This is a genomic window from Actinomycetota bacterium (assembly GCA_018334075.1).
Lineage (GTDB): Bacteria > Actinomycetota > Coriobacteriia > Anaerosomatales > UBA912 > JAGXSC01.
In genome coordinates, this window is record JAGXSC010000044.1 from 78,476 (window position 1) to 94,697 (window position 16,222).

Sequence of the window (16,222 nt, forward strand, 5' to 3'; positions counted from 1 at the left end):
AGAAAAATTATCCGATAAGATGCGCGATGTCATCCTGAGCATAGGGCCCGATCACAGCAAGCGAGCGAGGGCCTGAAAAAGATTCGCGGGCGACTCGGATTACATCGGCCTGCGTAACGCTTTCGATTCTGTCAACGAGCTCGTCGATCGACAAGAGTTCGGCGTTGGTTATCAAGCCCTTGCCGAGTCTTGTCATTCGGTTTGGCGTGCTCTCCAGCCCCAAAACCAGACTGCCCGTCATCGCCTTTTTGGCTCGGTCGAGCTCCTCGGCGGTTACACCGGAATCACAGAGCCTGTCGATCTCGTTTCGAATGGTTGCGACAACTTGCTCGGTATTCGAAGGTCGAGTTCCGGCATAGACCGCGAACTGCCCTGTGTCTTGAAAGAGCGAGACAAAGCTATAAACAGCGTAGGCCAGACCAAGCTTTTCACGAATCTCCATGAACAGCCGAGAAGACATGCCGCGTCCGAAGATGGTATCTGCGACTGAGAGAGCAAAGCGATCCTCATGCTGCGCATTGAGTGCGGTCACACCGTAACAGATATGTGATTGCTCCGTGTCCCTTGTCAGAACCGAAAGGGGCTCAGGACTGGATTGAAAGCCACTATCTCGCACTGTTCGCGAACCTGAGCGCAGGGTCAGGTGCTTGCCAATAAGTTCTACAAGCTGGGAGTGTTCAACATTACCGGCCGCTGCCACTACGCAGTTACCGGTTGTGTAATGCGAATCCTTGAAAGCAGCCGTGGAGCCGTTCCCGAATGTGGACACACTTTCACGTGAGCCGAGAATTGAAGCGCCAAGCGGGTGCCCGGGCCACAGAGCCTTGGCGAAGCGCTCGTGAATCCGGTCGTCGGGAGTGTCTTCCATCCTGGCGATCTCCTCGATGACGACCTCACGCTCACTGGCACACGCATCATCGGCCAGAAGGGAGTTGGAAACCATGTCGGAGAGCAGCTCGATCGCGGTAGGCAGATGTCGGTCGATAACCCGAGAGTAGTAGCATGTGTACTCTTTGGAGGTAAAGGCGTTTAACTCTGCCCCCAAACCGTCGAATGCCTGTGAGATGTCCGCCGCCGAGCGGGTGTCTGTCCCCTTGAACATCATGTGCTCAAGGAAGTGAGACATTCCCGATTCAGCAGCGGACTCATCCCTGCTACCGACGGCGAACCACACGCCGATCGCTACCGAGCGGACGGTGTCTATCCTCTCGGAAATTACCGATATTCCATTGTCCAGAGTTGTGACTTCACAAAACATCTAGTGACGCCTACGACGCTTCCTGTCCTCATCGCTAGAGCGACCTGGGGGCTTGTGGCCACGATCACCCGAGTCATCCGAGGCTCCTTCGGGACGCTGGCTCTTTGGCGCCTCAGGCTTGTCGATGCGGTCTAGCGAAACCTTGCCGCGATCGTCGATGTCGATGATCTCAACTTCAACCTCGTCACCGACGTTTAGCATGTCTTCAACCTTCTCGACGCGTCCTTTAGCGATGCGCGAGATGTGCAGCAGTCCATCTTTACCCGGTATTAGCTCTATGAAGGCTCCAAAAGCCTGTGTTGAAACGACGCGACCAAGATACTTCTCACCGATCTCAGGCTCTTTGACGATCATCTCGATACGCCGCCGCGCCTCTTCCCCGCCCTCGTCGCGAGATGCGATAAAGATAACGCCATCTTCCTGAATATCGATTTGAGCCCCGGTCTCTTCCTGTATGGCGCGGACAACCTTTCCGCCACTTCCGATTACATCACGAATCTTGTCAGTCGGAATCCGGACGGTGAGAATCCTCGGCGCATGCTGCTTCAGCTCGTTTCTCGGCGAGTCGATAGCCTTGAGCATTTCTTCAAGGATGTATACAAGGCCGACCTTCGCCTGGCGCAGGGCAGTCTCGAGGATTTCGTGGCTAAGGCCTTTCGCCTTGTTATCCATCTGCAAGGACGTAATTCCCTTTGCGGTTCCAGCGACCTTGAAATCCATATCGCCGAGGAAGTCTTCGAGTCCCTGAATGTCGGAGAGCACCGCAACCCGGTCACCCTCTTTGATAAGGCCCATCGCTATGCCGGAAACCGGTGCGGTGATTGGTACACCGGCATCCATCAGGGCTAAGGTTGATCCGCACACCGATCCCATGGAGCTTGAGCCATTGGACTCTAAGACCTCAGATACTATCCGGATGGTGTATGGAAAATCGGCTTGATCGGGAAGGACAGGCAAAAGTGCCCGCTCCGCAAGCGCGCCGTGGCCAATCTCGCGCCGCTTGGGGCCCCGCATGAAGCCAATCTCTCCGGTGCAAAACGGCGGGAAGTTGTAGTGGTGAAGATAACGCTTGCCCTCACTCACGTCGATCGTGTCGATACGCTGCCACTCTGAGAGCATTCCCAAAGTCAGCGCCGAGAGGACCTGCGTTTGTCCACGAGTAAAGAGCCCTGAACCGTGTGCACGTGGCAAGTAGCCTACAGAGCTGGTCACCTGGCGAACCTCATCGATCTTTCGTCCATCGACCCGCTCGCCCTCGGAGAGCACCATATCGCGCATCGTCGACTTCTCGAGCTCTTTGAGCAGCGCGCGGATGTTCTTTCCAGAGGCATTGAGCTCATCTTCGGTGAATCCAGCGAGAACCTCTTCCTTGACGGCAGCAACATCGCTCATCCGCACTTGCTTGTCTGGATTTCTTAGCGCCGAGCGCATCTTCTCTGCCCCAGCAGAGAAAACCCTCTGGCGAAGTGACTCTTCTATCTCATGAATAGCGATTTTCAGAGGGGCTGGATTGCACTTTGCTGCGAAACGTCTCTGAACTTCGCAAAACTCTGCGATCGCACTTTGGGCAAATGTCATGGCATCGAGCATCTCATCTTCCGAGACCTCATTTGCGCTTGCCTCGATCATATAGATCGCATCCGAGGAGCCAGCCACAACCAGGTCGAGGTCTGAGGAGTCCAGCTCATCGAAGGAGGGATTTACAACATACTCCCCATCGACACGAGCTACTCTGACGCCAGCGATCGGACCCTCGAAGGGTACGCCTGCGACAAGCAGGGCCGCCGAGGCGCCCATAATGCAAATCACGTCCGGCTGATTGATCTGATCTGCCGAGAGAACAGTCGCAATTACTTGAAGCTCATTTCGAAAACCGTCAGGAAATGCGGATCTGAGCGGACGATCGATCATGCGAGCGGTCAGTATGGCCTTCTCGCTCGGCCGTGCCTCGCGCTTTATGAAGCCGCCAGGGAGTTTACCGGCAGCATACATGCGCTCTTCGAAATCAACGGTCAGAGGGAAGAAATCCAAATCCTTGGCCTGAGTTGACGCGGTGGCGGTCACCAGTACCATCGTGTCACCTTGCCGAACTACAACCGCTCCGCCAGCCTGCTTGGCCAGCTCGCCAGTTTCAAAGGTGTACTCTTTGCCGAATAGCTCAAATGTATCGACGATTTTGTTCATGTATTAGTCCTTTTGCTCAGCGAGGGTTACGGAGACGGTCATCCACGGATACCTAGAGTTGAGATGAGCTCACGATATCTGGTGATATCGGTCTTCTTGAGATAGGCGAGCAAGTTTCGCCTCTGTCCGACAAGCTTTAGCAGCCCCCGACGCGTATGGTGATCCTTAGTGTGAATTTTTAGGTGCTCCGTAAGATCCTTGATACGCTTTGTCAATAGAGCGATCTGCACTTCCGGAGAACCGGTGTCGGTCTCGGAACGCGCATGATCCGCAATGATCTTGACTTTGACTTCTTTTTCCAATGGCATTTTCAAGCTCACCTTTCTTTCGCGGGTCCACCTCATTCCGTGATTACCGTTGGTGATTCGGATATCTCAGAACGAGGCATATTCCTTACAACCGCCAAACTATAACACAATCGAAGGCCGCGCGCTCAAAGTGCGCACCGTTGGCAAGGTTATAAAGTTTGCGGCCAAAAGACGCGCACACGCAAAAGCTCTCAGTTATTTACGGGAAAGCTCATCTACTAGAGCAAGATCAGCCCTAATCGCGGCGGCAAGAGTGTTGCGGGAATCGAAGCGATATTGCTCTCGAAGCCTGGTAGTGAACTCGACCATAAGATCGGTGTTGTAAATGTCGCCTTCGAAGTGCAGCATATGTACTTCGAGATGATGGCGAGAGCTCGGGAACGATGGCGGCCGTCCCACCGAGATCGCAGCAGCAAAGCGCTCTTTTTCCAGATGTGCCCACCCGGCGTATACTCCTGCAGCCGGAAGCGCGCAAAGCAGCTCGGGCACGATGTTGGCCGTAGGAATGCCGAGTATCTTTGCGCCTTGCCCACGGCCGTGAGTCACGCGCCCGGTTATCCTGTGTGCCCTGCCCAGAAGGTGCTGAGCTAAATCAACATCACCTGAAGATACCAGGGCGCGTATGCGCGTGGATGTAACTGGCGCGCCGTCGATCTTTAGCAACTCGCGCCCGATTACCGAAAACCCATGTTTGGCTCCGTAGCTTTTTATATCTGCTACACAACCGGACGCATTTTTTCCGTACCGAAAGTTCTCACCCACCACAATCGCCTTGGGAGAAAGTGAAGCGACTACCACACTTTCAAGGAAATCAGCCGGCGGGCAATCTGCCAGGTCAGCCGAGAAGGGCACTATGACAATCGCGTCGATACCAAGATCGGACAGAATTCCGATCTTGTCTCGCTGCGACAGAAGCTGAGGAGTCACACTGTCTGGGCAGACTACAGTGTCAGGGTCACGGTCGAAGGTCATTACCACACACTCGACGCCAGCCTTGTTCGCAAGCTCGATAGCCTCAGTTATCAGGGCCTGATGCCCGAGGTGAACTCCATCAAATGCGCCAATGGCAACCACACAAGGACCAATTGACGACATAGAGGAGTGCCATTCGTATATTCGCGTCATCTCCGAGTACCGAATTTCGTGTCCGGAGGCATCACTGTAAGTGGCACAAATTCCTCTTCAGAAACCGAGTATATCGCCAGCACGCGACCATCGTGGAGAACGACGTAGCGTTCCTGCGCTTTTATATCAGAGCCGATCGATGCAATTGGTAAACGGCGACCCGATGAAATCTTCTCGGCAGTATGCTTATCTACCTGTACGACAGGAAGTCCCAGCGCATCAACGGGATCGAAAAACAAGCGTGCAAGAGCCTCCGGCTCTCTGGGAAGATCCTCGATCTTTAAAGCCTCATCGACATCAAGATGTGCGCACTTCAGACGCCTGAGACCACCGAGATGAGCGCAAGAGCCAATGGTCTCGCCGAGGTCTCGGGCGATCGAGCGTATGTAGGTGCCCTTTGAGACTGTCATGCGGAGATCCCACGCTACAGGAGGGCCCGGTTGTATGGCGAGGAGCTCTGCTTCGAATACTGAGATCGTGCGAGACTCCATTACAACGGCCTCGCCCTTGCGAGCCATGGTGTATGCGGTCACTCCATTTTTCTTGATCGCCGAATATTGCGGCGGAACCTGTTCGGCCTCTCCGATAAGGGCGGCCACTGTTTTATCGGCGAACGCTTTATCTGCTGCAGATGGAGGAACCGGACAGGTGTGAAGCGTCTTCCCTGTCGCGTCGTCCGTATCGGTTGCAGATCCAAAGACCACTGAAGCTTCATAGGTCTTTGTAGCTACGCTGAGGTACGGCGAGAGCCGAGCAGCAGGACCAACCAGGATTAACATCAATCCGGTGGCCATCGGGTCTAGGGTACCGGCGTGACCGACGCGCTTCTCACCCGTAATCCTTCTCACGGAGTCGACTATGTCGTGACTGGTCATCTCGGCGGGTTTGTCGATAAGTAAGATTCCGCAAAGACCCGTTGGGGTATGGCGCCTAGGCACAATCTGAATCCTTGCATCCAGGTAAACGAGTGAGCAGCTGAGGCAACAGGTCTTCGATTGTTCCCGAAAAAGTGAATCCGGCGGCAGGAATATGACCGCCCCCTCCAAACATTTTCGCTATCTGTGAGACGTCGAATGTACTCTTGGATCTAAGATTCACCCGGATAGAGCCGTTTGTAACGCGAAGTAGCAGCGCGACATCGATGCCGCCCAGGCGTCGGATAGAGTCAGGTAAATCCTCGGTGTCTGAGCTTATGGCGCCGGTTTCCGCGATGTCGTTATCGCTGTACCAGGAATACGCAACACGTCCGGCGTTGACGATTTTGAGGCGCGACAGAACTCTGGCTTCGAGCTCAAGCGCTTCGGTCGAGTGCTCCTGATAGATGAGTTGCGCGATCTCGGCGGGGTCAACTCCTGCTTCGATCATCATTGCTGCGTCGCGAAGTGCGACAGGCGTGGTGTTGGAGTATGCAAAGCGCCCGGTATCTGTGAGCAACCCCACGTAACAACACTGGGCGATTTCGGGAGTCATTTTGATTTCAAGCGCGCGAATGAACCGCCAAACCAGTTGGGTAGTTGAGGCCATCGACGAATCAACGATGTTGATGGAGCCGAACTCTTCTCCGTCCGGATGATGATCTATGGTGATCACGTTTCTTGCAGCCTTCGCGAGCGCTTCGGCATTTGCGAGTCTTGAGGCCGACGCAGTGTCCAGTGCAATAAAAAGATCAGGAGCGCTGCACTCATCGGCGGGTACGAACAGGGCAAAACCTGGGAGAAATGAGTATTTCGGCGGCGGCTCAGTGGGATCAGCAAGTGTGGGAACCGCGGGAATCCCGGCATCTCTAAGTGCCAGGGTCAAAGCCAGAACGGAGCCGATCGAATCCCCGTCGGGATTTGTGTGGCCTGAAACTATTACAGTTTCCGCCTGGCGCAATAGCAATGCAGCACGGTGGAAGGAGGCGTTCACTGAACTATCCCGATGAGGTGGAATCATCGCCTGATGCATCGGCGCTGGAATCGTTTTCGAGATTACGCACGAGAGTAGGAGGAACGACCCTCAGTGCCTCGTTGATCCTCATCCCGTTGTCGACGCTGTCATCGATGAAAAACCTTAGCTCAGGGGTAACTCGCATCTTGATTCTCGCGCCCATCAGTGACCGTATTCTGCCTTTGGCAGACTCAAGCCCGTCGAGAGCTTCCTGATAGCGTTCAGCATCTCCGTGTGTAATGACATATATATTGGCGACACTCAGATCAGGAGCGATGCTTACACCGGTCACCGTGATGAACTCCAGGCGGGGATCAGCAAAGTTGTTGACCAGGATCGAGGCGATGATCTCCCTGAGATTTTCGTTGATCCTTCTTGTGCGTGGCGTCTGCTTCATCGATATATCCTGACTTATTCATTACGAGCGATTTCAACTGTTTTGTAGGCTTCTATAAAGTCACCATCTTTGATGTCCTGATATCCCTCGATAGAGATTCCACACTCGTAACCGGAGCGAACTGACTTCACATCGTCTTTGAATCGTCGTAAAGATCCGACCTTTCCTTCAAAGATTACAGCTCCCTCGCGCACGATACGTATTTGATCGTCACGGTTGATTTCGCCTTCGAGAACGTAGCAACCGGCGATCAGGCCGATCTTCGGCACTCGGTAGAGCTCTCGGATTTCGATGCGCGCTGTGTCTTCTTCGACGACATCGGGACTTAGCATTCCGATTCTAGCTGCGTTAATGTCTTCGATGGCCTTGTAGATAACCCGGTAGAGGCGAAGATCAACATTTTCTTTCTCGGCAAGCGCTTTGGCCTTGGGCTCGGGTCGAACGTTAAAGCCAATGACGATCGCGTCGGAGGCCCCAGCCAGCATCACGTCAGTCTCTGTAATGCCTCCTACGGCAGAGTGAATGACCGAGATACGCACTTCCGACTGGTCCATCTTGTCCAGTGCATCTTTCAGCGCCTCGATCGAACCGTGGACGTCTGCCTTAACTACCAGATTCAGGTCTTTGATCTCGCCCTCCTGAATCCTGGCAAAAAGATCCTCTAGGGAGATACGCTCTTTCTTGCCCTGAGCAATCAGTCTCTGCTTGAGGGCTCTTTCCTCGGCGAGGTCCCGAGCGTCTCGCTCATCGGCGAAGATGCGGAACTCGTCACCGGCGGAAGGAGTGCTGCCCAATCCCAGTATCTCGGCGGGCTCACCAGGTATAACCTGAGTCAAGCTTTTTCCACGTGGGTCGATGAGCGCGCGAACCCTTCCGTAAGATGTGCCTGCGACTAACGGATCACCGACTTTGAGAGTTCCCCTCTGAACCAGTACGGTAGCGACCGGTCCTCGGCCCTTGTCGAGCTTGGCCTCGATAACGACGCCGCTCGCCAAAGCGTTCGGGTTAGCTTTTAGCTCTTCTACCTCGGCAACAAGCAAAATCGTTTCGAGAAGCTCATTGATATTTATCCGCTGCTTAGCCGAGACATTCACGAATATGTTTTTGCCGCCCCACTCCTCCGGAACGATGGCGTGCTCCGTGAGCATCTGTCGCACCTGCTCAGGATCGGCGCCTTCTTTGTCGATTTTGTTGACTGCCACGATTATCGGGACTCCGGCAGCTTGGGCATGGTGTATCGCCTCTATAGTCTGCGGCATGACGCCGTCGTCAGCGGCTACCACCAGAACGGCTATGTCAGTCACTTTTGCACCACGAGCACGCATTGCGGTAAAGGTTTCATGTCCGGGTGTGTCAATAAACGTAATCTTGTTGTCCCCGTGCGTCACTACCGATGCACCAATGTGCTGGGTGATTCCACCAGCCTCTGTTTTCGCAACACCCGAATCCCGAATGGCATCGAGAAGAGAGGTCTTCCCGTGATCAACGTGTCCCATGACAGTTACAACCGGTGACCGTGGCTCTAGCTCTTCCGGCTTGTCATCAAAGGTAGGAGCCGTCTCTTCGCTAAGAGCGATTACGCTCAAGGAAACCCCGAGGTCATCTGCGATAAGCTCAGCGATATCACGGGAGATGGGTTGATTGACTGTAAGCATGGTGCCCAGAATCATAAGTCGCTTGATAATTTCATTGGCAGGCAGCCCCAATGCCTCCGCGAACTCTCCAACGGTGGCGCCTTCGGTAATCGTAACTGTATCCGTAGCTGAATCCTGGGGCTGAGTTGGCTGCTCCACGGTAGCGTCAGCGGCAGGGACATCCTCTTCTTCACGCTTCTTCTTACGCTTTTTGCGCTTGCCATCTTGTGCATGCGCCGCCGCTACTGCGATGCGAGCTTCCTCGATCACTCGATCGTGGGCGATTTTGTGCGCCGACTGAACTTCCACTTGAGCAGCCATTGCGCGGTAGCGATCTTCCTCTTCTTTCTCCAGGGTGGCCGCCTTGTCTAGCTCGGCCTGGGCGGCCAAGGCTGCTGCATTGGTTTCTTGTATGATGCGTGCCTTGGCTTCCTCGGCCTCCCTCGCGGCTTTAGTGGCGGCCTCTTCCGCCTCACGCTTCGCGCGTGCAGCGGACTCACGTCGGGTCCTCTCGGCGGCCTCAGCCTTCATCTGCTCCTCAAGTGCCTCTGCAGCCTTGCGCTCTTCTTCGTCCTGCAAAAGACGGACAGCCTGAATTTCGGCCTGGCGCTCCTCGATGATCGGCGCCAAATCCTTTCGGATCTTACCCACATATGCTTCCAAAAGAGATGAGGAGTGTCCTTTGGCGGGAATCTTCAATCTAGCGAGATGCTCAAGGAGCTCCTGGGAGGTCATCCCAAACTCCTTGGCCAACTCATGCACTCGCATATTGGGCATTAGCTGCTGTCACCTTCCTTGTGGGCATCGAACTCAATTACATTTTTGAGTCGCTCAAAATCCTTGAGAAGCTTGTCTGTGTCATCTTCCTGAAGTCTAACTTTTAGTGCGTGGTCGAATCTTCGCCTTCGGATCGCCGCATCGAAGCATTGCTGCCGAGGATGAACATACGCACCACGTCCGTTTACCTTCCCGGAGGGGTCAATGTGAATAAATCCATCCACCGCCCTGACCACACGAACGAGCTCCGGCTTGTCTGCGACCTGGCGGCAAGCGATGCACGTGCGGCCGTGAGTTTTTCGGCCCGCGCTCAACGCTATGACGCCTCCTTCTCGTGGATTCTGCAGTACATGGAGTTGGGAACCGCCTTATTTCGGCAGCGTAGTCCAGACGATGTGACTGCGACGCATCGACCATCGTACTCCTCGGCATGAAGTGCGTCCACCCCGGAGGCTCTTGGCGCCGACAAGCCCGAGGCGCCCGCCTGAGATAAACTCTTGATATCTATTCTCCAGCCAGTCAGTTTTGCTGCAAGTCTAGCGTTTTGGCCTTCTTTTCCGATGGCCAAAGACAGTTGATCGTCTGGCACCAACACAGTTGCGGTATGGGTGTCTTCGGCAGTTGTCACTTGCGCAACCTTCGCAGGTGAGAGCGCGTGAGCAACATAGATTGCAGGATCTTCCGACCACGGAATGACATCGATACGCTCTCCACGAAGCTCGCTGACTATCATACGCACACGTGAGCCTTTCGGTCCCACGCAGGCCCCTACAGGGTCAAGGCTCGATTCGCGGCTTGAGACTGCGATTTTGCTACGCATGCCGGGTTCGCGGGCGATGCTCTTTATTTCAACGATACCTTCGTAGATCTCCGGAACCTCCAGCTCAAAGAGGCGGCGGATGAGTCCGGGGTGGGTTCTGGAAACAACTATGGAGGGCTCATTGGAGGTTTTACGAACCTCGATGATGTAAGCCTTGATTCGCTGATTGTGATCGTAGCGCTCATTGGGCGGCTGCTCACTGGGAGGAAGAAGTGCTTCGACACCCTCCCGCAGTTTGATCAGAGTGTACCGGGAGTCCGATTGCTGAACCGTTCCAGTGACACTTTCGCCGACGCGGTCCGAGTACTCCTCAAAGATACGCTCCTTCTCGGCCTCTTTGATCGATCCCATGATTATGCTCTTGGCAGCTTGCGCTGCAATTCTGGAAACATCTTTCGGGGTTATATCTCGTTCTTCGAATTGAGGATCTTCTTCTGTGCCACCGACAGGAACAAGCTCGTATACATAAAGTCGGCCAGTCTCCTTGTCGAGAACAACCCTTGTCTCGTTCTCTAGATCCATAATGCGCTGGTAAGTCGTCGAAAGCTGCTGCTCGAGTTTGTCGATCATGTAGTATTCATCGATGTTTTTCTCACGAGCGAGGGCTTTGAGGGCGTCCATCAGTTCAGAGCTCATTTTTAGCCTCTCCTTTCTGACCGAAGTCAACCCTGCCCTTGAGGCGTGCCTTTATGATCGAAGTCATGTCAATTTCAACAGAGTCATCACCAATATCTAGAGTAACGCTTCCGTCATCGACCCCGAGAATTCGGCCGGTAAATGTGCCTCTACCGTTTATGGGTTTTGTTTTTATATTAGCGATCTCGCCGATGTTGTGGGTGAAGTCAGCCGGTTTGGACAGTGGGCGGTCGATCCCTGGAGAGCTCACCTCAAGTGTGTAAGAGCCGCTGATCAACCCGGAGTCCTCAATAGCCTGGGATATCCAGTGATTGGCTTGCGCTATCTGATCGATATTGATGCCGCCCTCTGTATCCAAAAAGACTCTTACAACAGGCGACTTGCGTGCACCCGCGCTTTCAACGGCTACAAGTTCATAGCCCTCATCACTTGCCAGTGGGGCAAGAAGGCTTTCAATCTCTTGATGTAGCGGCTTGCGCAACTTGGTCATACCTTTCTTTAGAGCACCTTAGAACAAAAGAAGCGGACGTCTCGCCCACTTCTGATAGAGCCAAAATATTGCCGAACCACTAAATATTAGCATAGTTGCAGCGTGAATGAGTGAAATGTATCAACAAATAGAAGTAGGATCCTCCTTGCACAGACGGCTGGTAACCAGGTTTACAACATGTGTGACAACAGAGTCTACCGAAACGCTCTCAGAGCACAGGCCATCACGAAGCTTGACCTCTACGACCCCTGCAGATAGACCCTTCTTGCCAACAATAACTTGTACCGGATATCCAATGAGCTCAGCATCGGCGAATTTGACACCAGCCCTTTCGTCACGATCGTCGATGATAGCTTCAATGCCGTGTGCTGAAAGCTGAAAGAAAATATCTTCAGCTGTCGGCCATACTTCACTGTCCCCTATCGTGAGCGGCAAAACAGTGACGTGGAACGGGGCGAGGCTCATTGGCCATACGATACCTTTGTCATCATGATGCTGCTCTACAACTGCGGCGAGCGACCGTGTGACTCCAACACCATAACAGCCCATGACGAACGGTTTTTCCTCACCGGTTTCGGACATGAATGTGGCACCCATCGATTCCGAGTACTTGGTTCCCAGCTGAAACACTTGAGAAACCTCGATTCCTCGGGCGTGAGCTAACTTCTCCTCCTGGCATCCCGGGCACGGATCTCCCGCACGCGCTAGTGAGATGTCAGCCCAAGTCTCAATCTGAAAATCTCGGCTCGGGTTGGCGTTGAAGTAGTGAAAACCATCTTCGTTGGCGCCGACAACCCAGTTCACCGCACTTTGTAAAGAGGCATCGGCTACTAAAATTGCGTCGGCTGGAGGATCGATCGGGCCTAAAGACCCCTTGGGGATGCCGAAACTAGCGAAGTCGTCGTCTGTGAGAAGTTCAACCCCAGGGCATACCCATGAGGCCTTCAGTGGATTGAGTTCGCGGTCCCCAGGGAGGAAGAACAATACCAGCTTGCCATCGGTGGACTTGCCCGCCATGGTCTTGACGGTGTCGTTCGCCGATAGATTGAATGCCTGCGCGAGCTCGGCAATCGATTTGAGGCCCGGGGTACTTACCTTCTCAAGCGCTTGAGGTGTATCGCCAGCGGGCTTACGGTCAAGTAGCAGCTCGGCTACATCAATGTTGGCGGCCCAACCGCATGCACAGTAGAGCAACTCGGCCTCACCTGTGTCTGATAGCGCCATAAACTCGGCAGTGACACTACCGCCGATCTGCCCGGATTCAGCCTTGACGGATCGCCACTCGAGCGAGAGGCGATCGCATATTCTTCCGTACGCCTCGGCCTGTGCATCATAGTGCTCCTGGAGGGACTCATCGGATGCGTGAAACGAGTAGGCGTCCTTCATGATGAATTCGCGGCCACGCAGCAGTCCAAAGCGCGGCCGGATCTCATCACGGAACTTCATATTGATCTGATAGAGCGATACCGGAAGCTCGCGATAACTTCGCACTTCATTTCTAATGAGCGCGGTTATGATCTCCTCGTGTGTCGGGCCAAGGCAGTACTCCCGGCCAGACCGGTCCGTGAAGCGCGCCAGCTCAGGACCGTACTCTGACCATCGGCCCGACTCGCGCCATAGATCACCCGGTTGAACTATCGGCAGGAGTAACTCCTGAGAGCCGATCCTGTCCATCTCTTCCCTGATGATGCGTTCTATCTTTCGCAAAGACCGAAGCCCCAGCGGCAAAAAGGTGTAGATCCCTGCCGAAACCTTGCGGATCATCCCCGCTCTGAGCATAAGCCGATGAGACGGGATCTCTGCCTCGGCGGGGACCTCCTTTAGTGTGGGGGCGTATAAGGTGCTTGTGCGGTTATACACTACCCGATACCACGATCCTCAGGATGATAGGTCTCAACCAGCTCCGAGGAGTCTGCCGCGAGACTCATTATCAGTCGTGCGGTAAGGTCGTGAACGATGATGGTGGAGCGATTGTTCGAGTCTATGAATGCTTGTTTGAGTGATTTCTTCACATCCGGGTCTCCGGATACGTCAATAATCATGTCGATTTCTTCGCCTTTCTGTGCAAGGACTGAAGCATCCTCGCAAAAAAAGATCCCATGGGTTTTCGCGATCTGCGCACCCCGACTTTCGGGATTCACATCCGCTACTCCGACGAGACTAACAAAAGGACGTGTTAGGAAATCCATAATCAGCGGCGTGCCCATGCGTCCTCCACCAACAACCGCGATACGAACCTTCTCGCTCATTTACTGCCTCCCTGTTCAGTCCAATAATATGCAGTCAATCTTACATTATTTAGAAATATTCAGGCGATCAATCTCTGACATCAAGGCGTCGACAAGATGCTCCTCCGGAACCTTTGCAATTGGCTTGCCCCTGGAAAAGACAACTCCCAGGCCCTTGCCTGCGGCTACTCCTACGTCGGCCTCGCTGGCCTCTCCGGGTCCATTGACGACACACCCCATCACAGCAACTTTCAGGTTGCAGGGCTTGTTGGACAAGCGCCGTTCGACTTCCGTTGCGATAGATATCAAATCCACCTGGCATCGACCGCAGGTGGGGCAGCTAATCAGCTCGGCTCCTCGGCGTCGAATATCCAGTGCAGCAAGAATCTCCCAGGCAACCAGCACTTCCTCAACAGGGTCGGCGGTGAGCGAGACTCTCAGTGTGTCCCCTATGCCCTCGGCGAGAAGTATGCCGATACCGACAGAGGATTTCACGGTACCGCTCCTGATGGTTCCGGCTTCAGTTACTCCAATATGTAGCGGGTATTCGGTCTGCTCGGAAAGCAAGCGATAGGCGACGACAGTTGCATTCACGCTTGAGGCTTTGGTGGATATCGCGAGATCGAAAAAGCCGCGAGATTCGAAGTGCTCGACAAACTCAACTGCACTGGCGACGAGTTTTTGGGGAAGAGGCCAATCGAGATCGTGGTACTTGGCCGCCAGTGAGCCGGCGTTTACTCCAATTCGGATAGGGATGCCAGCCTCACCTGCCGCCTCGATGATCGAGTCTAATCTATCGATAGAGCCAATGTTGCCCGGATTTATCCTTAGCGCAGAGGCGCCCCGGCGCGCTGCCTCGATAGCGAGTACGTGGTCGAAGTGGATATCGGCAACCACAGGTATTGAAGACGCATTACATATCTCGGCAAACGAGTCGATCACAGAGAGATTCGGCACCGCGACCCTGACTATTTCACATCCGGCGTTGACCATCGCTGATATTTGCGCGAGAGTTGCGGCAAAATCACCTGTGTCAGTGTTGGTCATCGATTGAACGACGATGGGCGCCTGACCTCCAACGGTCACGGCCCCAACTCTTACAGGTCGCGTTGGCCGTCGAATCATTCACCCCTCATTTCGCGTGAAAGTTTACGTATTGATGAAATACCGCATTATGTCAGCGTATATCAAGTAGCCGATGAGTCCGAACAGAAGTAGTGCGCCTGCGATACTGACGGCCATCGTGAAACTTTTGTGCAGGGGCCTACCAGCGATCTTCTCAATGATTTCCAATACTATCTTTCCGCCATCTAGAGGCGGAATCGGCAGAATATTCATCGCGCCGAGAGACAGTGAGAGTAGCGCCACAATCCAGGCATAACTTAGTGGACCGGCTTCAGCGGCTCTTTCAACTTCAACGCTGATTCCGACTATACCTCTGGCGCCCTCCATGGAAGCTGTGAAGGTTTCCGGATTGAAAAAGTTTCCGATGGCTACAAATACCAATCCGACCCAGCCAATACTCTCGGTTAGGGCCTCGATGATCGTTAGGTCTACCGGAGTCACTTCAGGCCCTACTCCTAAAAAGCCACGTCCCTCAGGTGATCTTCCCAAGGTTATTTCAGCTTGACTCTCAACGCCGTCGCGCATGTAATCAACCTGGATCACGTCTCCCGGCGCCTTCAGTCCGACAGTGGAGCTCAGCTCCATCCAGTTGCTGAGCTCGTCGCCTTGAAGTGCGGTTATTGTATCTCCAGCCCGCAAGCCGGCCTCGTGAGCAGCGGAGTTAGGGATTACCTCGGCCAGAGTCAAGGAGTGCTCGTAGTAGCCCCAGGTGGAAAGCACAAAAGTAAACACGGCAACCGCCGCAAAGAGGTTGACGAGAACTCCCGCGGAGAGAAGTGCTATCCGCTTGCTGGTGGTCAAGCCGCGGTATGTCTGACTTCTAGCCTGCGCCAGTAGCTCCTCAGAGGTTTTGTTTTCTGAGTCATCCATAGCCGAGACATAAGACAGCCCGGCCGGGTCGTCACCTTTTTCTACAGCTATGGCTCGCCAATCTTCCAGTGTTTCAAGGATGGTCACCGCTCGTGCTTCATCGATGCCGAGAATTTGAGCGAGTCGCTCGCCGGTGATTCCAGGGCTAGCAATCACATTGGACAGCGCGGCGGCCAGGAGTGGGTCTTCCTCGCCCGGTTCCATTCCAGCGATGCGAACGTAGCCGCCCAACGGAATGGCCGTCACCCCAAAGATCGTTCCACTCTTGCTATGGAAGCGCACAGCGGGCCCAGGTAGCCCGACCATAAACTCGTGAACACGGACACCAAAAAGCCTCGCGACGGCGAAGTGGCCGCCCTCATGCAATATAACCAGAATAGAAAAGGTAACGATCCCCCAGAATATGACGGAGACCGAATCTAACAGCTCAGACATGTGACC

Annotated in this window: 15 protein-coding genes; all 15 read right to left on the minus strand. The window is 54.2% G+C overall.

From position 1 onward, the window contains the following. Positions 1-7: 7 nt before the first annotated feature. On the minus strand, positions 8-1,258 hold the full coding sequence (locus tag KGZ89_05505) for an insulinase family protein (protein MBS3974306.1): 1,251 nt from the start codon (positions 1,256-1,258) through the stop codon (positions 8-10). Then, positions 1,259-3,442: a polyribonucleotide nucleotidyltransferase gene (locus tag KGZ89_05510; protein MBS3974307.1), complete on the minus strand. Its 2,184-nt coding sequence runs from the start codon at positions 3,440-3,442 to the stop codon at positions 1,259-1,261. It abuts the gene before it with no gap. Between the two features lie 38 nt (positions 3,443-3,480). Continuing rightward, positions 3,481-3,750: a 30S ribosomal protein S15 gene (rpsO, locus tag KGZ89_05515; GenBank protein ID MBS3974308.1), complete on the minus strand. Its 270-nt coding sequence runs from the start codon at positions 3,748-3,750 to the stop codon at positions 3,481-3,483. Between the two features lie 195 nt (positions 3,751-3,945). Continuing rightward, positions 3,946-4,845, minus strand: a complete 900-nt coding sequence (gene ribF, locus KGZ89_05520) for a riboflavin biosynthesis protein RibF (protein ID MBS3974309.1) — start codon at positions 4,843-4,845, stop codon at positions 3,946-3,948. A 26-nt stretch (positions 4,846-4,871) separates the two neighbouring features. Further along, on the minus strand, positions 4,872-5,813 hold the full coding sequence (gene truB, locus KGZ89_05525) for a tRNA pseudouridine(55) synthase TruB (GenBank protein MBS3974310.1): 942 nt from the start codon (positions 5,811-5,813) through the stop codon (positions 4,872-4,874). Beyond that, the gene (locus tag KGZ89_05530) at positions 5,806-6,783 is read right to left on the minus strand and encodes a bifunctional oligoribonuclease/PAP phosphatase NrnA (GenBank protein ID MBS3974311.1); all 978 of its coding nucleotides are present in this window, start codon (positions 6,781-6,783) and stop codon (positions 5,806-5,808) included. The genes truB and KGZ89_05530 overlap by 8 nt, the downstream gene beginning before the upstream one ends. Before the next feature lie 4 nt (positions 6,784-6,787). Further along, positions 6,788-7,201, minus strand: coding sequence for a 30S ribosome-binding factor RbfA (rbfA, locus tag KGZ89_05535; protein MBS3974312.1), 414 nt, complete (start codon positions 7,199-7,201; stop codon positions 6,788-6,790). Between the two features lie 14 nt (positions 7,202-7,215). After that, positions 7,216-9,612, minus strand: a complete 2,397-nt coding sequence (gene infB / locus KGZ89_05540; protein ID MBS3974313.1) for a translation initiation factor IF-2 — start codon at positions 9,610-9,612, stop codon at positions 7,216-7,218. Continuing rightward, positions 9,612-9,926, minus strand: coding sequence for a YlxR family protein (locus KGZ89_05545; protein MBS3974314.1), 315 nt, complete (start codon positions 9,924-9,926; stop codon positions 9,612-9,614). The genes infB and KGZ89_05545 overlap by 1 nt, the downstream gene beginning before the upstream one ends. A 2-nt stretch (positions 9,927-9,928) precedes the next feature. Next, positions 9,929-11,068, minus strand: a complete 1,140-nt coding sequence (nusA, locus tag KGZ89_05550) for a transcription termination/antitermination protein NusA (protein MBS3974315.1) — start codon at positions 11,066-11,068, stop codon at positions 9,929-9,931. Next, the gene (locus tag KGZ89_05555; protein ID MBS3974316.1) at positions 11,058-11,558 is read right to left on the minus strand and encodes a ribosome maturation factor RimP; all 501 of its coding nucleotides are present in this window, start codon (positions 11,556-11,558) and stop codon (positions 11,058-11,060) included. Before KGZ89_05555 ends, nusA begins: the two co-directional genes overlap by 11 nt. Positions 11,559-11,678: 120 nt before the next feature. Further along, positions 11,679-13,418, minus strand: a complete 1,740-nt coding sequence (locus KGZ89_05560; protein MBS3974317.1) for a proline--tRNA ligase — start codon at positions 13,416-13,418, stop codon at positions 11,679-11,681. Beyond that, positions 13,418-13,807, minus strand: coding sequence for a Gfo/Idh/MocA family oxidoreductase (locus KGZ89_05565; GenBank protein ID MBS3974318.1), 390 nt, complete (start codon positions 13,805-13,807; stop codon positions 13,418-13,420). Before KGZ89_05565 ends, KGZ89_05560 begins: the two co-directional genes overlap by 1 nt. Before the next feature lie 45 nt (positions 13,808-13,852). Continuing rightward, on the minus strand, positions 13,853-14,911 hold the full coding sequence (ispG, locus tag KGZ89_05570) for a flavodoxin-dependent (E)-4-hydroxy-3-methylbut-2-enyl-diphosphate synthase (GenBank protein MBS3974319.1): 1,059 nt from the start codon (positions 14,909-14,911) through the stop codon (positions 13,853-13,855). A 24-nt stretch (positions 14,912-14,935) separates the two neighbouring features. Then, positions 14,936-16,216, minus strand: coding sequence for a site-2 protease family protein (locus KGZ89_05575; GenBank protein ID MBS3974320.1), 1,281 nt, complete (start codon positions 16,214-16,216; stop codon positions 14,936-14,938). Positions 16,217-16,222: the final 6 nt, after the last annotated feature.